Raw genomic sequence first — 17,414 nt, 5'->3', positions numbered from 1 at the left:
TGGTAGCTATAAATCATTATGAGGAATAAAATCAGTAAACAAGGTTTCTAATTTTGAAGTGATTTCCGTATCAGCGTTAGGATAAAGATGACTATATACGCTTAAGGTAGTCTTGACGTCCGCATGACCTAAACGCTTCTGAATGTATAAGGCATTAACATTATACTCATTTATCAAAAGACTAGCGTGAGAGTGTCTCAAGCCTTTCGGTTGGATATATTTCACTCCTGCACGTTTCGCAACTTTCAAAATTTGGTCACGTATGCTCCGTTTAGAATACGGCGAGCCGTCCAGTGATATGATAAAATCGATCTCCGCAAGCTCCGCTTGTCTCATCTGCCAATCTTTCAAAACCGATAAAGTATTATCATCTAAACCTATTATACGCTTAGATGAGTCCGTTTTTAGCTTATCACTACGCTCCCAGTTATTACGGTTTACATACTGCAAATTATAGCGAATAGATAAAGTCTTACGCTCAAAGTCCACATCTTCCCAATATAAAGCCGTCGCTTCATTTACACGCATACCCGTAAAGTAATAAAGCCATAAAAAGGTAAAGACAAAATGCTCCGTGTAACTATCCTTATTTAAACAAGCAATCACCTTTTCAAATTCTTCCTTAGTCCAAAACTCCACGTTTTGTTTTTCTGTCAATATCGTACCGACTTTTTCAGTTGGAACATCTCCAAATATTAAACCGTGGTCTTTTGCACTTCTCAAAATCTGGTTAAGTAACCCCATTTTCCTTTTTGCATAAGAATTAGCATAATTCTCCACCACATATTTTTTATACATGGTAACATCTACTGGAGTAATAGCTCGAGGTTTCTTTTTCCCAAAGAATTTCACCAGTTCGCTAAAAATGACCTGGTTTTTGTCCTCAATTCCTTGCCTTGTAGAAGCGTAGAAATTCGGCTTAAAGATAATCTCAAGAAACTGCTCAAAATTCATCTGAGTATGCTTCAAAGTGCCTTTTTTATGGACTTTATTCATAGCTTGCGTTCGTGCCTCAAAAGCCTCCTTAGCTGTATCATAACCACGTCTACGCTCCTGATACGGTTTGCCAGTTGCCAAATCAACGCCAGCTTTAAAGTAATACATATACTTCCCTGTTGACTTGTCTTTGCTGACACCTGTATATTTTGTACTAGCCATTATTAAGCAACTCCGTGCCAATAATTTCTTCCACCACACGAGTTGGCACAGTTCCAAGACCTTTATTATTATAAAAGTCAAAACCTCTTTCAACCATAATGGCTTTAGCTTGTCTTAAAATACTGTAAGAGGTCCATTTTGTAAAGCCTAGGCTTTTAATATCTTCAACTGTCATCGTAGGTTTATCAATCATCTGTTACATCCTTTCTTGTCTGTGGTAAAATTCTAGGTAAAATATACCCACTTAACATTTTTTCTTCTGCATATTCTCTATCATCTGCAGTAAAAATATCTTCAAATACAAAGTTTAGAGGAATAATATCCCCATCTTTGGTTTGATAATGATCTGCACCATCACGTCTAACAACTTCTGAAAAAGTAAACCACCGTTTTTCAGTTCCTTTTTCCCGTGTTACTTCTGCCGAAAAATTGATACGTCTAATATATTGGTTCAAGTCTTCACCATTATAGCCCTTGAAAAATGACTTAGCAGACATAGGAGCGGTAACAATAATCAACCGTGGAGCTACTAGCTTATTTTGATATCGTGCGGTCATTCTAGCGGAATTAAGGGGGTCAAATAATTTCAGCCAATCCGTTTCAGAAAGGTTTTCCTTCCTAGCGTCATCAAGCAATAGAATTTCTTCACCGTAATAATTATCAAAGGGATTTTTGGAACTAGCCGTATAAATATCACCGTCAAAGCCCTCAGCACGTAATCGTTCTTGTGCCTTGGTAGCAATGGACTTCGCAATAGTTGACTTTCCACAATACGGTTTCCCCTCTACAAATACAACAGTCAACTTATACTCTCCGCGTTCAAGAGATTTCAAGCGTAAGAATGCTTGTCTTTCTCCGTAAAAGTGGAAATTTTCCCTAAATTTCTGTTGATTATTAGCAAATAAAATGGCAAGGTATTCATCTTCCATTACTTGATTATAGGTTAACTCTCCTTTTTGAACCTTGGAAATAACCAAATCTAGGCTTTCATCTGCTTTCTCTCGTTTTTTAGTAGCAGCATACTTCTCGAAATCTTCTTTATTCTGATTGATAAAGGCTTCATAATCAAGCGTTTCAAATGTTTCCACATCACTAGCAGGATACTGATACTTATCTTTATCCTTGGCATGGATAAGATAAGCTAAACTGTTGATACGTGTTAAGTTTCTACCTCCTCTTGATTTTGGGGTTTCTACTCGTTCTTTTTCCACTCCAAGAGCCAGGGCAACTTTTGAAAGGTCCATACGTCTTGGAAAATCAATATAGCCATGAATATGTGGTTCAACTAGTTTTGTCCCATAGGAAATATCCTTATCATGGACAATAAAAGCAACTTCCACAAATTCCTCTTCTTCAACTAGTTCACGGATACGATCAAAGATTAATCTAAAAATCTTTGTCTTATTCTCTTCCCAATTTTCAAGTAATTTCTTATCCGATACAGCCCAATCCCAAAAATCTGGTTTCAGTTGTTGCTCAAATAGAAAACGTCTATTTTGTATTCTTTTTGCCATTCTTTCTCCTCTATACATTTCTGTATATTTTTTCTATACTTTTGTTTTTTTATTCTCTCGATTTGAGTATATGCTCCATTTTTTGGAGAATATATTCACGCATATATTCACGTATATACCCAAGAAAACCCCTTAATTTTTTGGCATTTTTGCTTTTCCTAACGCTACGCTGACACCTTCGGTACTGTCTTCGGAAAGCTTGCCAATCAAGGGATTACCCTTGGTTTGCACCATTCTATCGTCAAGTCCTAGAATGGCGCCCGCGCATAGGTTTTGAGCACATGAGTATATAATACCTCAAAAAACTCTTTGGACTAAAATTTCTGTATATTTAGGTAGCTTGGTTGCATTGCCCTGCCGGAACAAGTGAGCCAACTAGTGCCCGCTGATACCCGCAACCGCTCAGGGCGAACCGCCCTTTTTGCGGTTGCTATCAGCTACTAGTTAGCTCACTTGTAAACCGACAGGAGCAAGGCGGCCAGCTCCCATCATATACAGAAATTTTAGACCTGCATAGCAAGTTTTAGCCCAGAGGCTACCAGTTTGACGGCTTTATATCCAGAATTGCGTCCTTCAACCCAATCCGCTTTGACCTGCACATCTAGCAACTCAACGAATAGAGAGCCACCAAACTCAATGTTTTCTTCAATCTCCTCGAAACTGCCATGAACTTCAATCTTGAACGCCTTAACGTCCTCTTGGTCTATTAAGCCATCATTTACAGCCTTAGCGGTTCGCTCATCAATTCCAAACATCACATAAGAGCCAATATAGTCAGTAGGTTTCCCATCTTTGTACTTCTTACTTGCTCGAGCTTTGGAAAAATCTACTAAGATTTTTTCAGGAATATCAAATTGAGAGCTTTCAAGAGCTACTTCTTTAAGTGAAAGCGGTGATGTTAGTTTAATTTTTTTGTTTGCCATTTTTTATATTTCCTTTTCTATTTTTTTAATTTTGAGAAAAACCCTTTACCCTGATTTTCTTCTAGGGCTTCAAGTCGTTCTTCTAGTTTTTCTAATCGTCTAATGCTATTTTTCAAAGAAATAATCTGAAAGGCTGTATTTTTGTTACTTTCTTTCTGTTTTTCTTGAAAATCTTTTAATTCTGCCACGTCTAGTTTAAGTGCCCTTTCTTCGGCACTCTTCAAGTCGCCCCATATAGCTGTTACAGCTTCAGTCATGTTTTTTGTTTCATCAATTCGCTTAGAAAGTTTGATAAACTTTTCAAACTCTTCTTCAGTAAATTGATAATGGTCTTTTACATGCTTACGAGTAACATGTATCTTGACCTTCTTAAACTCATAACCTGATAATCGTTCAATACTTATCCGCCATTTTTTAACAGCACTATAGGACTTGCCAGTGGCTTCCATAATGTCTTTATACTCGTAATAATCTTTATAGGCCATTCTCCCTTCCTTCTTCCATCATCTGCTCCTGGTAAACTTGTAAAGCAGCCTTATAAGCAACGTTCTCCAACTGTCTCACACTACTAGCGGATTCAACTTCTTGACTATCCAAAGCGTTATACAGTTCAGCGCTCAAAATAATCACTTGACCCAATTTAGGACTATAAACCACATAATCTCTTATCTCTAAATCAGAAACACTTCCTACAACATCACATAGATAGCTTGCGTTTACATAAGCCATTTATACTCACTTTCTAGCCTTATAACTTCGGCAATGTAGACAATTACACCAATTTTTGGTATAATAACAACGTTTGTTTTTGTAAAGTTCTTTCTCAGCTCGTTTCAGCATATTTTGAGTTGGGGGAACTTTTTTATTTTGGAAATCAACCGCATCACCTCCTTTACAATATGATATAATTAAAGTTAAAGTAAAATCGTTTGTTTAAAATATAAACATTTTGTTTATATAAGTATTATATAAGCATTTTGCTTATATGTCAAGAAAAAAATAAGGATTTTTTTAGTATGTTAAAAGAAAATATCAAAAAAGCTAGATTACAAGCCGGACTAACACAAAAAGAAGTTTCTGAAAAATTGGGAATAGCTCAGCCACAATATGCACAATGGGAACGCGGTACACGTAACCCCAAAGATGAGACACTAGAGAAACTAGCCCACATCTTCCAGACGACCACAGACGCCCTCAAAGGACGAGATGACGGCTTAGAGGATATCATCAGCACATTAAGAGACAACGAGCCCACAGAGGAAGACAAGGCTGTTATACGCTCCTATCTGGAGTCCTACTTCAAAAATAAGCGCTGAATGTCTTCCGTTACCACTCCAGAGGACACAAAAAAAGCGGTGGTTTTTCTAAAACCTCCGTCTTTTTTAGTGTAAATGTGATATAATCGTAGAGCAATGCTTTTTTCTCTTAAGCAAATTTTTGCGAGAGAGGAGGTGTATTATAATGAGTCATACCTTGGAGCTCCTTATTGCCATCATGGCAAATGTAATAGCTGGAATTATCCTCTATTTCATTTGTAAGTGGTTGGATGGCAAAAAATAAGCATCGCCAGCCCATATACACCCGTTAATCTTCATAGAACGTAAAAAAAGCCCTCAACTATTGGCACTAGTTGGGGGCTTTGGTGTTCTAATGAACCATACCTTAGTATCTAAAGTATACCCCATCTGGGGTATTTTGTCAAATCATACCCCTTTTTTCTGGTAGCATTTTGGTAGCCAAAGAGTAAAAAAAGCCTATTTTTGCCAATTTACACGTTAAAACAAAGCCTGTAAAATCAAGGTTTTCAATACGTACAAAGACCCATACACTCTTAGAAAAAACATCCCCCAGTTTATGGAGGAATGTTCAAATATGAAAACGAGTGAGTTAATGCCCCTTGTGCTTCTCTCTACGTTTTTGCTGTTTGCGTTCAAATTTCTCTTGCTTGAGCAATTGCTTTTGGAGACTGGACTGTTGTTTTGAATGCTTTTTTCGTTCCTCGTGCTGCAACTGCAAGAGCTCCTGTGACTTAGAAGAAACTTTCTGCTTCACCTGTTTCTTTACAACTCGCTGCAGACGCTTCGGATTCTTAATCTTCACATGCTGTTTGACTATTGCTTCTGGACTAAAAGATAACCGAGCAAACTGAGTCTGTAAAAGTTTCAAAATTTCATCCTCTTTTGGTTCCTGACCAAATGTCACACGACAAACTTGATAAGCTCCCTCATACTCTTGTTCAAACAATCCATGCCAAAATCCATCTTCAAAATAAACTGTCAAGCCAATTGAAACGATTTCCATGACAGCACCTCCTTAAATCTATCCCTAAGAATGGGCAACCAAGGAGGAAGGTTACTGATAGGCTTGCCTACGTCTGGACTACCAACCAGAACTGTGTTTTTATCTTAGTTGGGACTATTATAGCACGGTTCAGCACTATCTACAAATTTTTCAAATGTGTATCAAAAAAATTTATCGTAGCAAACCAAGAGTCTACACTTTCTTTCATTAATAAGTGCCAATCTTTTCGATAACGATGATTCGGTTGATAAGCAACCGTCAACATATGCCCCGTTTCATGGTATTTTTTAAACAAAATGGATTTCCCCTTATAATGTGAAATAATATCATCTATCGCAGATGACGCATCCCATATTTCATCAACATCGCTTCCTAGTAATAATAAAGGAGAGGCAATTTTACTCACATCAATCTGAGCCCTACTATCTTCAGGAATATGCTTTCCCAAAAACTTGTTTAACAAATAATTTCCTAGTTGAAACTTTTGATACGGAAGTTCTTTTTGCAAATATGTCCAAGAAGATGAATGAGAGTTGAGTTTTCCCTTTATTCCCTCAAATATTACATTTGAGGGGGAATTGAGTACCAAACATTGCACATCATCCAAAATACTTTGTCCAGCCAAAACAAGCTCGGCTCCTTTAGAGCGACCATATATTCCTATTTTTGTATCATCAACTTGAGGATGATGATATAGAAAATCTTTCGCTTCCTCCAGACATTCTATCGGAATTCGTTCTAAGTTTTGGGGTAATTCTTCTAAACCAAAATAAGCTATCGCAAGACAAATATAGCCTCTAGAAGATAAAAGTTGGGCAATGTTCTGAGCTTTTTCAATTCTTCCCTCACTACCACTAACAATAATCACGGCTGGCGCCTTTCTTAACTTTTCATCATAAAATAATCGACCTTGAAAATGCTTATCATAAATATCTTGATACCTTATTCCCAGATTCATATAACGCCTTACAAAATTTTGCTCCGCGACCACATCTTTCCCCAGCTTGATTTTAATTTCAACACCAAAACGATCTCGCAATGGAATTCTATCAAGAGAACTGGGTAATCTCCTTTTCCTATTCTTCAACGGTTTCGCATTAAAGAATAAGCCCATTCCTGAAATCCCTTTATAAGATCCCGAAATAGATGCTGTCTGAGAGGTATCAATCATACCGCCCTGATCAGATAAAAAAATTGCGGTTGATTTCCACATAACATCATGATCTAAAAGTAAGGGAGCATTTATACAGTAATAATCAGATAGGTACATTTCTACACAATACCTTGTCCTTGGTTCTAAACCATTGATAGTGATATAAAAAGATTCATCTGCTAAGTCAGTTTGTGAAATCAGTTCAATGTTTACAGTCATATCTTCTCCTTTTGTTAATATGCTTAACAACCAAATTTAAAATTTACCGTGACTTTTACCACGGTAATTTCCCCCATACCTTTTCAATATCATCCATCAATTTCACAACTGTCTGAAGCTCCTCCTCGCTATAGTTGTTTAAAACTGAAAAGACCGATTTTTCAATATATGCTTGTTGCTCCTTATGGATTTTAAAAACTTCGATGCCTTTTTCAGATAATCTCAAATATTTATTTTTCCCATTATTCGGAGCAAAACCAAAAACAACTAAATTTTTTTGAATCAATCTCCTAACACTTTGAGTTATTGCACTTCTTGAAACTTCTAATAATTCAGATAATTTTACTAGATTTAAGGGCTGATTTTCCCCAATCACAACAATCAAATGTACCTCATTCAAAGTAATGGATTTGTCAACACTAATTTTATGTTGATTCTTTTTTAACTGTTCAAACGCTAAAATAAATCTATTGAAACGATTATTAAATGTAATAAATTCTTTTTTATCCATAATCTCTCTTTTCTTTGTTAATCATATTAACAAAATAGAAACTTCCTGTCAAATCATAACCACCCGTCTAACGGGTGGTTTGCACCAGGGCTATAAGCCCAAATCACCAGCCAGCGCCTAAAGACGCTGGCTTTCACGTTGTTCAAGCCTCATTGCTCTTGACTCGTCACTTGCCTCTTAAAGAGACCTTGATACTACTTACCACTATCCCTAAAGGGATCCTCATATTCTTTTACACTTAATTTATCTGGTGCTATATCATGCTTTTCCTGCTCTTGAATATATTTCTTTATTGTGGCTTCATTAAGTCCTACTGTACTTACATAATAACCTTCTGCCCAAAAATGCCGGCTCCCAAACTTGTACTTGAGATTGGCGTGTTTGTCAAACATTATGAGTGCACTTTTGCCTTTTAAATAACCCATGAAACTTGAAACACTTATCCTTGGTGGAATACTTACTAACATATGTACATGATCAGGCATTAAGTGTCCTTCGATAATTTCAACACCTTTATAACTACATAATCGGTGGAATATTTCTCCCAAACTACTTCGATATTGATTATAAATGATTTTTCGTCTATACTTAGGGGTGAACACAATGTGATATTTACACATCCACTTTGTATGTGATAAACTATGTGCCTTTTGTGCCATATTTTTCTCCTTTCGCTTTACAATTGGCTTGAACACCTTTATTGTTATCGCGTTTGGAGTTTTTTTGGTATAACCTTCGACGCGCACCCGCATAGCGGGTGGTTTATTGGTCTCGCACCTTACGGAGCGAGACGGACTAATAGTCACATAATAAAAATCCTCCAGATTCTACTCTGAAGGATTCATTTCTTATTTCACAACGATATTAACGAGTTTATTAGGTATCGCAATCACTTTCACGATTTCCTTACCATTGATCTCTGCTTTGACTTTTTCGTCAGCAAGAGCGATTTCTTGTAATTCTTCGCGTGATAGATCTTTAGCAACCATGAGTTTGGCACGGACTTTTCCTTTGATTTGGACGACGATTTCAATTTCGTCTTCAACCAATTTGCTTTCGTCCCAAGTTGGCCAAGCTACGTAAGAGATTGACTCACCTGTTGCTGCAATAGTTTGCCAGAGCTCTTCTGCCAAGTGAGGTGCAAATGGGGCGATCAATTGGATAAAGCCTTTGGCATAGTCCACATAGAGTTTGTCTTCCTTGTTAGCAGCGTTGACAAAGACCATGAGTTGGGCAATGGCTGTGTTGAATTTCATGGACTCGATTTGCTCTGTTACAGACTTGACGGTCTCATTATAAACTTTGTCAAGAGCACCGCTATTTTTCGCAACGATTTCTTTGGTTGTCATCAAACGGTAAACACGGTCAAGGAACTTACGGCTTCCTTCCAGACCTTCTTCTGACCAAGCGATAGAAGCATCCAGCGGTCCCATGAACATTTCATAGACACGAAGAGTGTCAGCACCGTATTGTTCCACCACATCGTCTGGGTTGACAACGTTCTTGAGGGATTTAGACATCTTGGCTGGAGCCTGCTCCAACTCTTCTCCTGTTTCCACATGGAAGAAGGAACCATCACGTTTTTCAACCTTATCAGTTGCCACAAGAGCCCCGCGGTGGTCACGGTAGCTTGTTCCCAATATCATTCCTTGGTTAAAGAGTTTTTGGAATGGTTCCTTAGTCGGAACAACACCGAGGTCATAGAGGAATTTGTGCCAGAAACGAGCGTAAAGCAAGTGAAGCACAGCGTGTTCTGCACCACCCACATAGATATCGACTGGCAACCATTGTTTGAGGAGATCCTCATCAGCCAATTTCTCAGTATTGTGTGGGTCAATATAACGGAGGTAGTACCAGCTTGAACCAGCCCATTGTGGCATAGTGTTTGTTTCACGACGACCTTTGACACCATCTTCACGAGTCACTTCAAGCCAGTCTGTTACGTTAGCCAGTGGACTTTCCCCTGTACCTGAAGGGCGGATGTCCTTGGTTACTGGCAAGACAAGTGGCAATTCACTTTCAGGAACAGCTGTTGAAGTCCCATCTTCCCAATGAATGATTGGGATTGGCTCCCCCCAGTATCGTTGACGACTAAAGAGCCAGTCGCGGAGACGGTAGGTAACCTTCTCTTGACCACAACCTTTTTCTTCCAACCAAGCTACAATTTTAGCAATAGCATCTTCTTTATTGAGTCCGTTCAAAAAATCAGAATTGATATGAAGTCCATCCTCTGTGTAGGCAGCTTCTTCAACGTTTCCACCTTCTAGCACTTCTACGATTGGAAGACCAAACTGTTTGGCAAATTCCCAGTCACGTTGGTCGTGGGCTGGTACAGCCATGACAGCACCTGTTCCGTAGCTAGCAAGAACATAGTCCGCGATCCAGATCGGAATTTCCTTGCCATTGACAGGGTTGATGGCATAAGCACCAGTCCAAACACCAGTTTTTTCTTTGGCAAGGTCTGTACGAGCCAAGTCTGACTTGAGGCTGGCTTGGTGTTTGTAGTCTGCTACTGCCTCAGCTTGTTCTGGACTTGTGATGGCATCTACTAGCTCATGCTCAGGTGCCAGAACGGTGAAAGTCGCACCAAAAAGAGTATCGGGACGAGTGGTAAAGACTGTGAATTCCTTGTCTGTTCCCTTAACTTTAAAAGTTACATTAGCACCAGTTGATTTACCAATCCAGTTGCGTTGCATGTCCTTTATAGACTCTGGCCAGTCTAGTTCATCTAAGTCATTGAGCAATCGCTCTGCATAGGCCGTGATTTTAAGCATCCATTGGCGCATTGGTTTGCGGACAACGGGGTAGCCACCACGCTCAGAAGTTCCGTCAGGAAGGACTTCTTCGTTGGCAATGGCCGTTCCCAATTCTTCCACCCAGTTTACTGGCACTTCCGCTTCATAGGCCAAACCTTTTTCGTAAAGCTTGGTGAAAATCCACTGAGTCCATTTGTAGTAGTTTGGATCTGTTGTGTTGACTTCACGATCCCAGTCGTAAGAGAAGCCAAGCGCATTAATTTGGCGTTTGAAGTTAGCAATATTTTCCGCTGTAAATTCTGCTGGGTCATTTCCCGTATCCATGGCGTATTGCTCTGCAGGCAATCCAAAGGCATCCCAACCCATTGGGTGAAGAACATTGTAGCCTTGCGCACGTTTGTAACGGCTGAGGATATCGGTTGCTGTATAACCTTCTGGGTGTCCTACGTGCAATCCAGCTCCTGATGGATATGGGAACATATCGAGAGCATAAAACTTCGGTTTTGATGCGTCTGTTCCTGTCTTAAATGTATGATGGTCAGCCCAGTAGCCTTGCCACTTAGGCTCAATTTCCTTATGATTGTAAAATCTCATGCTATTTCTCCAATTTTATGATGTTACTATTATACCATTTTTGGGGGAATTTGAAAGTCGAGAAAGAATCTTTTCCCCTCCATTGTCAAGAAAGATTGGCTTTGAAAGCACTCTTGTCAAGCTGAATAAAAATAGCTCCTATACGGAGCTATCTTCTATCAATGCTTATTTTCTTCCATCTTCTCACGTCCTAGTTCTCGGTAACTACGGTCACCAACAACTTCTACGCTAAACTGGCCGTCCTCATATTCTAGGATGGTCACACTACCATTATCCAGACCATGCGGATGCATACCATTGATGAGATAAACCATCGTACCAATGGTCATCCCGTGGCTTACGACGAGAGCATTGCCCCCACCTTGTTCTTCCATTTCTTTGGCAATCGATTCAAAGCCTTCCTTGATTCGACCACTGAGTTTTTCCCAGCCTTCAGCCCAACCAGCAGTATCAACCTCTACCAAACCTTCTGCCAGCTCAGCATAGGATAACTGATGAACATGATCCACCTTGAAAACACGAGGAATGACCCCCATGAAGAGGTCCCCATCATAGGCCCCATCAAAACTACCAAAGCACCACTCACGGATGCGCTTATCCATACGGTAAGGGATTTTTCCTTGTAAGCCCAGTTCTTCTAGGATAATTCCCATAGTCTGAATGGTACGTCCTGAGTCACTGGAATAAGCGCGGTCAAATTGCAAACCAGACTCTCTCAAGCCAATTCCTAACTCATGAATTCCTAACTCACCTTCTGCTGTCAGAGGCGTATCACTCCATCCTTGAGCACGTCCAATCGTGTTAAACATGGTTTTCCCATGACGAACCAAGTACAATCTTACTTTAGACATTTTCTATCCTCCATTTTCTTCTATTATATCATGGATCAAAGAAATATTCGGCTTTCAAAAGCAAAGCTCCTTCTCCTAATTTTGCCACAAGAAAAGCTACCCTCATGGTAGCTTCCCTAGGAGATTATTATGAAAAAGTTTAGGATTTCTATTAAATAAAGTTAGGAGGTCTTTATTTAATGATTATAGTATACACAGTCATCCTTAAACTCAACTTAAATCCTCTCTCTTTTTTATTAATTTTTAAAACTATGGATTGGGGCAGGGATTTGGCCACCTCGAGAGATGAAATCGATAGACGAAGCCCCGTTGACTTTCATAACTGGTGCTGTACCTAGCAAGCCACCGAACTCAATCATATCGCCTTCTTTACCCTTTGGAATGATACGAACGGCCGTTGTTTTCATGTTAATGACACCGATTGCCGCCTCATCCGCAATCATAGCTGCAATGGTTTCAGCCGGCGTATCCTCTGGAATGGCAATCATATCCAGTCCAACAGAACAGATAGCCGTCATGGCCTCTAGTTTCTCTAAATTCAGAGAGCCATTTTGTACCGCAGCAATCATCCCCTCGTCTTCAGAAACAGGGATAAAAGCACCAGACAAGCCACCAACCTGGTTACAAGCCATCACTCCGCCCTTCTTAACTTGGTCATTCAAAAGAGCGAGTGCAGCTGTCGTCCCATGTGTACCAACTGTTTCTAGGCCCATTTCCTCCAGCACTCGAGCCACAGAGTCTCCAACTGCAGGAGTCGGTGCCAAACTTAGGTCTACAATCCCAAAGTCGACTCCAAGGCGTTCACTCGCCATTTGACCGACCAGTTGACCAATACGAGTAATCTTGAAGGCGGTTTTCTTGACTGTTTCTGCTACTACATCAAAGCTCTGTCCACGAACCTTTTCTAAGGCACGTTTGACGACACCAGGGCCTGAAACTCCAACATTGATGATGACATCTGCTTCACCGACACCATGGAAGGCCCCCGCCATAAAAGGATTGTCCTCAACAGCGTTCGCAAATACAACCAATTTGGCAGCTCCCATATCTGATAAGTTCGCAGTTTCCTTGATGATACGTCCCATATCTGCAACTGCAGTCATGTTGATTCCTGACTTGGTTGAGCCAATATTGACGGACGAACAGACCTTGTCTGTCTCAGCTAGAGCACGTGGGATAGAATTGATGAGAATCTCATCTCCTTTTTGGTAGCCTTTTTGTACCAAGGCCGAAAAACCACCAATAAAGTCAACACCAATCTCCTTGGCAGCCTTATCAAGTGCCTTTGCTAAAACGACATAGTCCGTCGCATCAGTCGCTGCTCCAATCAAGGAAATCGGAGTCACCGATACTCGTTTATTGACAATTGGAATCCCTAGTTCCGCAGCAATTTCATCTCCTACAGTCACTAGATTTGCAGCTTTAGTAGTAATTTTTTGATAAATCTTTTCAGCAGCACGTTCAATGTCTGGATCAATACAGTCCAAAAGGGAAATCCCCATGGTGATGGTTCTGATATCGAAGTTCTGCTCCTCGATCATGGCGATGGTTTCAGTAACTTGTCTAATATCCATGATACCCTCCTAGATATTGTACATAGCATCAAAAATCGCTGCACTTTGAATATTGATTTTAACATTCAAGGTCTGGCCGAAAGCTTCAAACTCATTTCGCAGAGTTGTAAAATCCTGTTTTTCATCACTAGATACGACTGCCATCATGGTAAAATACTCATCCAGTACTGTTTGAGAAATATCATCAATATTCAAACCCAATTCTGCAATCTTAGTAGACACGCCTGCAACAATACCAGTCTTGTCCTTGCCAACCACTGTAATAATAGCCTTCATCTTTAGACTCCCATTCTACGATTATTAGAAAACCTGAACGTTTTTGATTTTCTTTTTCCTTAGTATAGCATATTTCCGTAAAAAATTCTAAAAAACGCCTGCTTACGAAGTTGTTCTTAAACAAAAAAACAATTTCGTAAACAAGCGTCTACCCTATCAAATGATGATGAGTGTTCCCGCTAGGACCGAAGTCCCAGCGGTAGACCAGAGCTAGACTAAGAGCACAAGACTCCATCATCATAACACTCAACAAAATTGATGATTTTATACTAATTCGATGATTGCCATTGGCGCAGCATCACCACGACGTGGTTCAGTTTTAAGGATACGAGTGTATCCACCGTTACGTTCAGCATAACGAGGTGCGATTTCTGAGAACAATTTTTGAAGTGCTGTAGTAGAAGTGTACTTATCAGTTGCTTCATCATAGTTTTCAGATGCGATTTCATTACGTACGAAAGCAGCTGCTTGACGACGTGCATGCAAATCACCACGTTTACCTAGAGTAATCATTTTTTCAACAGTTTTACGGATTTCTTTAGCACGAGCTTCAGTTGTCACGATTGATTCGTTGATCAAAAGGTCAGTTGTCAAATCGCGAAGCATTGCTTTACGTTGTGAGCTAGTGCGTCCTAGTTTACGGTAAGCCATGTATTCCTCCTTTATTTATCTTTTAATCCAAGACCCAAGTCAATGAGTTTGAGTTTCACTTCTTCCAAACTCTTGCGTCCAAGATTTCGTACTTTCATCATCTCTGCTTCAGATTTTTCTGTCAAATCATGCACAGTATTGATACCGGCACGTTTCAAACAGTTGTATGAACGCACAGACAAGTCCAGTTCCTCAATCGTCCGATCCAAAATACGGTCGTCAGATTCAGTATCAGCTTCTTTCATCACTTCAGTTGACTTCGCAATCTCAGTAAGATTTGTAAACAAATCAAGATGTTCTGTCAAGATACGTGCTGAAAGCCCTAAAGCATCTTCTGGAATAATTGTTCCATTAGTCAAGATTTCAAGGGTTAATTTGTCAAAACCATCATTGCTACCTACACGAGCAGGTTCAACTTGATAGTTGACTTTTGTAACTGGTGTATAAATAGAATCTACAGCAAGTGTTCCAACTGGTGCATTATCTTTTTTATTTTCATCAGCAGGTACATATCCACGACCACTGTTAACAGTCATTGTCGCTTTTAGGGAAGACCCTTCACCGATTGTAAAGAGATAATGATCTGGATTTACAATTTCAATATCACTGTCAGTCAAAATGTCTCCAGCTGTAATTTCAGCAGGGCCTTCAACGTCAAGTTCAATGATTTTTTCATCTTCAACGTATGATTTCACTGCAATCCCTTTAATGTTCAGAATGATTTGCATCACGTCTTCACGAACACCTGGAACTGTGTCAAACTCATGCAAGACACCTTCAATGTTGATAGATGTCACTGCTGCTCCTGGTAGAGAAGCTAGTAGTACACGACGAAGAGAGTTACCAAGAGTTGTACCGTAGCCACGTTCAAGTGGTTCGATTACAAACTTGCCATAATCTTTATTTTCATCAATTTTTGTTATATTTGGTTTTTCAAACTCGATCATTTAGTTACTCCCTCTTAAACGAAAAGCAGTGTAATGCAATGATTATACACGGCGACGTTTTGGAGGACGAGCACCATTGTGTGGCACTGGAGTCACATCACGAATTGCTGTTACTTCAAGACCAGCGGCAGCAAGCGCACGAATAGCTGACTCACGACCAGAACCTGGACCTTTTACAGTAACTTCAACTGATTTAAGACCGTGTTCTTGTGCAGATTTAGCAGCAGCTTCAGAAGCCATTTGAGCAGCGAATGGTGTAGATTTACGAGAACCTTTGAAACCAAGAGCACCAGCTGATGACCAAGAAATTGCGTTACCATGCACATCAGTAATCATAACAATAGTGTTATTAAATGTAGCGTGAATATGAGCAATACCAGATTCGATATTCTTTTTCACACGACGTTTACGTGTTGGTTTAGCCAAGACTTTTACCTCCTATATTATTTTTTCTTACCAGCAATCGCAACAGCTTTACCTTTACGAGTGCGAGCGTTGTTTTTAGTATTTTGTCCACGGACAGGAAGTCCACGACGGTGACGGATACCACGGTAAGAACCGATTTCCATCAAACGTTTGATGTTCAAGTTTACTTCACGACGAAGATCACCTTCAACCTTGATTGCGTCCACTTCGCGACGGATTGCGTCTTCTTGATCTGATGTCAAATCTTTGACACGGATGTCTTCTGAGATTCCAGCCGCAGCCAAAATTTTCTTAGAAGTTGGAAGTCCGATACCATACACATAAGTAAGTGAAACGACTACACGTTTGTCATTTGGAATGTCAACTCCAGCAATACGAGCCATGTTTTCTCCTTTCTATCTTATCCTTGACGTTGTTTGTGTTTTGGATTTGCTGGGCAAATTACCATAACACGACCATTACGACGAATTACTTTACAGTATTCGCAAATTGGTTTGACCGATGGTCTTACTTTCATTTCTTATCCCTCCAAGTTTTTCGATTATTTAAAGCGGTAAGTGATACGTCCACGTGTCAAGTCATATGGACTCATTTCGACAGTAACACGATCTCCCGCTAAAATACGAATATAGTTTTTACGAATTTTACCAGAAACTGTTGCTAAAATCTGATGTCCATTTTCAAGTTCAACCGTAAACATTGCGTTAGGCATTGTATCGACTACTTTGCCTTCAACTTCAATCACATCGTCTTTTGCCACGCAAAAGCACCTCCATAAATTTCGATTTGATGCCTCTAAACACAGAGACAACAATTATAAGTCAGACTATCTCAGTATAACATTTGTAGCGATTTTTTGCAAGTGTGAAAAACGCTTTATTTCAAATTTGTCAATACTTTTTCGATGTCCTTGAACACATCATTGATATCTTGATTTCCTTCGATATCGTGGACCAAACCTTTAGCACGATAGTGTGCAATAATGGGTTCACCTTGGGCGATATTGACATCCAAACGGCGCTTAACTGTCTCAGGTTTGTCATCTTCGCGTTGGTAGTAATCTTCTTCTTTGTAGTCAGCTGGTGGGTTAAAAACTTTATGGAAGGTTTCACCTGTTTTGCGGTGGATGATACGGCCACTCAAACGTTCCAAGAGAGAGTCTGGATTCACTTCGATGTTGATCACACCTTCCAGTTCGATACCAAGTTCAGCCAATGTTTTGTCCAAGGCATGCGCTTGTTCAATCGTACGTGGGTAACCATCCAACAAGAAACCTGTTTCCTTGATATCGTCCTGTGAAAGGCGTTCTTTAACAATTCCATTTGTAACTTCATCCGGAACCAACTCACCTTTGTCAATATACGACTTGGCAAGTACACCCATTTCAGTTTGATTAGCTATAGCAGCACGGAACATATCTCCAGTTGAAATGTGTGCCACGTGGAATTGCTCCACAATTTTAGCTGCTTGCGTTCCCTTACCTGCTCCAGGTAAGCCCATAATCAAAAGATTCATGATAGGATCTCCTTATTTTGTATTTAAATAGAAACTGAAATCTCT

22 protein-coding genes are annotated in these 17,414 nt (G+C 39.8%); 1 reads left to right on the top strand and 21 read right to left on the bottom strand.

All coding sequences use genetic code 11. The annotated features are described in order from the left end of the window. Positions 1-6: 6 nt before the first annotated feature. The 6 genes from DF216_RS02715 to DF216_RS02690 form a co-directional block, all read right to left on the bottom strand. Positions 7-1,158: a tyrosine-type recombinase/integrase gene (locus DF216_RS02715; protein WP_129325882.1), complete on the bottom strand. Its 1,152-nt coding sequence runs from the start codon at positions 1,156-1,158 to the stop codon at positions 7-9. Further along, complete coding sequence (locus DF216_RS02710; protein WP_125827668.1) at positions 1,151-1,351, bottom strand: DUF3173 family protein; 201 nt, start codon at positions 1,349-1,351, stop codon at positions 1,151-1,153. Before DF216_RS02710 ends, DF216_RS02715 begins: the two co-directional genes overlap by 8 nt. After that, complete coding sequence (locus DF216_RS02705; RefSeq protein ID WP_129325969.1) at positions 1,344-2,672, bottom strand: Rep family protein; 1,329 nt, start codon at positions 2,670-2,672, stop codon at positions 1,344-1,346. Before DF216_RS02705 ends, DF216_RS02710 begins: the two co-directional genes overlap by 8 nt. A gap of 503 nt (positions 2,673-3,175) precedes the next feature. Continuing rightward, on the bottom strand, positions 3,176-3,595 hold the full coding sequence (locus DF216_RS02700; RefSeq protein ID WP_129325881.1) for a hypothetical protein: 420 nt from the start codon (positions 3,593-3,595) through the stop codon (positions 3,176-3,178). A 17-nt stretch (positions 3,596-3,612) separates the two neighbouring features. Then, the gene (locus DF216_RS02695; protein WP_129325880.1) at positions 3,613-4,080 is read right to left on the bottom strand and encodes a hypothetical protein; all 468 of its coding nucleotides are present in this window, start codon (positions 4,078-4,080) and stop codon (positions 3,613-3,615) included. After that, the gene (locus DF216_RS02690) at positions 4,070-4,324 is read right to left on the bottom strand and encodes a hypothetical protein (protein ID WP_129325879.1); all 255 of its coding nucleotides are present in this window, start codon (positions 4,322-4,324) and stop codon (positions 4,070-4,072) included. The genes DF216_RS02695 and DF216_RS02690 overlap by 11 nt, the downstream gene beginning before the upstream one ends. Positions 4,325-4,611: 287 nt before the next feature. On the opposite strand from DF216_RS02690, the gene DF216_RS02685 reads away from it, so the two are divergent. Further along, positions 4,612-4,911 carry a helix-turn-helix domain-containing protein gene (locus DF216_RS02685; protein ID WP_129325878.1) on the top strand — a complete coding sequence of 100 codons (300 nt, stop codon included), beginning with the start codon at positions 4,612-4,614 and terminating at the stop codon, positions 4,909-4,911. A 571-nt stretch (positions 4,912-5,482) separates the two neighbouring features. Here the strand turns inward: DF216_RS02685 and DF216_RS02680 are convergent. The 15 genes from DF216_RS02680 to DF216_RS02610 all read right to left on the bottom strand — a co-directional run bounded on the left by DF216_RS02680 (position 5,483) and on the right by DF216_RS02610 (position 17,369). After that, on the bottom strand, positions 5,483-5,896 hold the full coding sequence (locus DF216_RS02680; protein ID WP_129325877.1) for a YjdF family protein: 414 nt from the start codon (positions 5,894-5,896) through the stop codon (positions 5,483-5,485). A gap of 139 nt (positions 5,897-6,035) precedes the next feature. Beyond that, positions 6,036-7,268 (bottom strand): acyl-CoA thioesterase/BAAT N-terminal domain-containing protein, encoded by a 1,233-nt coding sequence (locus tag DF216_RS02675; protein WP_129325876.1) that lies wholly within the window; start codon positions 7,266-7,268, stop codon positions 6,036-6,038. Positions 7,269-7,323: 55 nt separating this feature from the next. Then, positions 7,324-7,779, bottom strand: a complete 456-nt coding sequence (locus tag DF216_RS02670; protein WP_129325875.1) for a MarR family winged helix-turn-helix transcriptional regulator — start codon at positions 7,777-7,779, stop codon at positions 7,324-7,326. A gap of 194 nt (positions 7,780-7,973) precedes the next feature. Beyond that, complete coding sequence (gene tnpA, locus DF216_RS02665; RefSeq protein WP_129325874.1) at positions 7,974-8,438, bottom strand: IS200/IS605 family transposase; 465 nt, start codon at positions 8,436-8,438, stop codon at positions 7,974-7,976. 189 nt (positions 8,439-8,627) lie between these two features. Continuing rightward, positions 8,628-11,129, bottom strand: a complete 2,502-nt coding sequence (leuS, locus tag DF216_RS02660; protein WP_129325873.1) for a leucine--tRNA ligase — start codon at positions 11,127-11,129, stop codon at positions 8,628-8,630. A gap of 158 nt (positions 11,130-11,287) precedes the next feature. Beyond that, a complete protein-coding gene (locus DF216_RS02655; protein ID WP_125827795.1) occupies positions 11,288-11,980 on the bottom strand; it encodes a histidine phosphatase family protein in 693 nt (230 codons plus the stop codon). Between the two features lie 236 nt (positions 11,981-12,216). Beyond that, a complete protein-coding gene (locus DF216_RS02650) occupies positions 12,217-13,554 on the bottom strand; it encodes a PFL family protein (RefSeq protein WP_125827794.1) in 1,338 nt (445 codons plus the stop codon). Between the two features lie 9 nt (positions 13,555-13,563). Then, positions 13,564-13,830, bottom strand: coding sequence for an ACT domain-containing protein (locus tag DF216_RS02645; RefSeq protein WP_125827793.1), 267 nt, complete (start codon positions 13,828-13,830; stop codon positions 13,564-13,566). 264 nt (positions 13,831-14,094) lie between these two features. Then, a complete protein-coding gene (rplQ, locus tag DF216_RS02640) occupies positions 14,095-14,481 on the bottom strand; it encodes a 50S ribosomal protein L17 (protein WP_000331493.1) in 387 nt (128 codons plus the stop codon). Between the two features lie 11 nt (positions 14,482-14,492). Next, entirely contained in the window at positions 14,493-15,428 is a 936-nt protein-coding gene (locus DF216_RS02635) for a DNA-directed RNA polymerase subunit alpha (RefSeq protein ID WP_000568993.1), read from the bottom strand. 42 nt (positions 15,429-15,470) lie between these two features. Next, positions 15,471-15,854 carry a 30S ribosomal protein S11 gene (rpsK, locus tag DF216_RS02630; RefSeq protein WP_001118386.1) on the bottom strand — a complete coding sequence of 128 codons (384 nt, stop codon included), beginning with the start codon at positions 15,852-15,854 and terminating at the stop codon, positions 15,471-15,473. Positions 15,855-15,871: 17 nt separating this feature from the next. Beyond that, positions 15,872-16,237 carry a 30S ribosomal protein S13 gene (gene rpsM, locus DF216_RS02625; RefSeq protein WP_005591288.1) on the bottom strand — a complete coding sequence of 122 codons (366 nt, stop codon included), beginning with the start codon at positions 16,235-16,237 and terminating at the stop codon, positions 15,872-15,874. 17 nt (positions 16,238-16,254) lie between these two features. Then, positions 16,255-16,371, bottom strand: coding sequence for a 50S ribosomal protein L36 (rpmJ, locus tag DF216_RS02620; RefSeq protein WP_001808836.1), 117 nt, complete (start codon positions 16,369-16,371; stop codon positions 16,255-16,257). Positions 16,372-16,395: 24 nt separating this feature from the next. Further along, a complete protein-coding gene (gene infA, locus DF216_RS02615) occupies positions 16,396-16,614 on the bottom strand; it encodes a translation initiation factor IF-1 (protein WP_001029883.1) in 219 nt (72 codons plus the stop codon). Between the two features lie 116 nt (positions 16,615-16,730). Next, entirely contained in the window at positions 16,731-17,369 is a 639-nt protein-coding gene (locus DF216_RS02610) for an adenylate kinase (RefSeq protein ID WP_061453959.1), read from the bottom strand. Positions 17,370-17,414 lie beyond the last annotated feature (45 nt).

The sequence above is a fragment of the Streptococcus oralis genome (assembly GCF_004127215.1).
Taxonomy (GTDB): domain Bacteria; phylum Bacillota; class Bacilli; order Lactobacillales; family Streptococcaceae; genus Streptococcus; species Streptococcus oralis_BD.
Note: the sequence above shows the minus strand (reverse complement) of the source record. Positions and strands in the feature narration are given on the sequence as shown.

What these genes read in the sequence shown, in the direction of transcription:
- DF216_RS02715 (WP_129325882.1), bottom strand. Translation starts at nt 1,158, where the DNA reads ATGGCTAGTACAAAATATACAGGTGTCAGCAAAGACAAGTCAACAGGG.
- DF216_RS02710 (WP_125827668.1), bottom strand. Translation starts at nt 1,351, where the DNA reads ATGATTGATAAACCTACGATGACAGTTGAAGATATTAAAAGCCTAGGC.
- DF216_RS02705 (WP_129325969.1), bottom strand. Translation starts at nt 2,672, where the DNA reads ATGGCAAAAAGAATACAAAATAGACGTTTTCTATTTGAGCAACAACTG.
- DF216_RS02700 (WP_129325881.1), bottom strand. Translation starts at nt 3,595, where the DNA reads ATGGCAAACAAAAAAATTAAACTAACATCACCGCTTTCACTTAAAGAA.
- DF216_RS02695 (WP_129325880.1), bottom strand. Translation starts at nt 4,080, where the DNA reads ATGGCCTATAAAGATTATTACGAGTATAAAGACATTATGGAAGCCACT.
- DF216_RS02690 (WP_129325879.1), bottom strand. Translation starts at nt 4,324, where the DNA reads ATGGCTTATGTAAACGCAAGCTATCTATGTGATGTTGTAGGAAGTGTT.
- DF216_RS02685 (WP_129325878.1), top strand. Translation starts at nt 4,612, where the DNA reads ATGTTAAAAGAAAATATCAAAAAAGCTAGATTACAAGCCGGACTAACA.
- DF216_RS02680 (WP_129325877.1), bottom strand. Translation starts at nt 5,896, where the DNA reads ATGGAAATCGTTTCAATTGGCTTGACAGTTTATTTTGAAGATGGATTT.
- DF216_RS02675 (WP_129325876.1), bottom strand. Translation starts at nt 7,268, where the DNA reads ATGACTGTAAACATTGAACTGATTTCACAAACTGACTTAGCAGATGAA.
- DF216_RS02670 (WP_129325875.1), bottom strand. Translation starts at nt 7,779, where the DNA reads ATGGATAAAAAAGAATTTATTACATTTAATAATCGTTTCAATAGATTT.
- tnpA (WP_129325874.1), bottom strand. Translation starts at nt 8,438, where the DNA reads ATGGCACAAAAGGCACATAGTTTATCACATACAAAGTGGATGTGTAAA.
- leuS (WP_129325873.1), bottom strand. Translation starts at nt 11,129, where the DNA reads ATGAGATTTTACAATCATAAGGAAATTGAGCCTAAGTGGCAAGGCTAC.
- DF216_RS02655 (WP_125827795.1), bottom strand. Translation starts at nt 11,980, where the DNA reads ATGTCTAAAGTAAGATTGTACTTGGTTCGTCATGGGAAAACCATGTTT.
- DF216_RS02650 (WP_125827794.1), bottom strand. Translation starts at nt 13,554, where the DNA reads ATGGATATTAGACAAGTTACTGAAACCATCGCCATGATCGAGGAGCAG.
- DF216_RS02645 (WP_125827793.1), bottom strand. Translation starts at nt 13,830, where the DNA reads ATGAAGGCTATTATTACAGTGGTTGGCAAGGACAAGACTGGTATTGTT.
- rplQ (WP_000331493.1), bottom strand. Translation starts at nt 14,481, where the DNA reads ATGGCTTACCGTAAACTAGGACGCACTAGCTCACAACGTAAAGCAATG.
- DF216_RS02635 (WP_000568993.1), bottom strand. Translation starts at nt 15,428, where the DNA reads ATGATCGAGTTTGAAAAACCAAATATAACAAAAATTGATGAAAATAAA.
- rpsM (WP_005591288.1), bottom strand. Translation starts at nt 16,237, where the DNA reads ATGGCTCGTATTGCTGGAGTTGACATTCCAAATGACAAACGTGTAGTC.
- rpmJ (WP_001808836.1), bottom strand. Translation starts at nt 16,371, where the DNA reads ATGAAAGTAAGACCATCGGTCAAACCAATTTGCGAATACTGTAAAGTA.
- DF216_RS02610 (WP_061453959.1), bottom strand. Translation starts at nt 17,369, where the DNA reads ATGAATCTTTTGATTATGGGCTTACCTGGAGCAGGTAAGGGAACGCAA.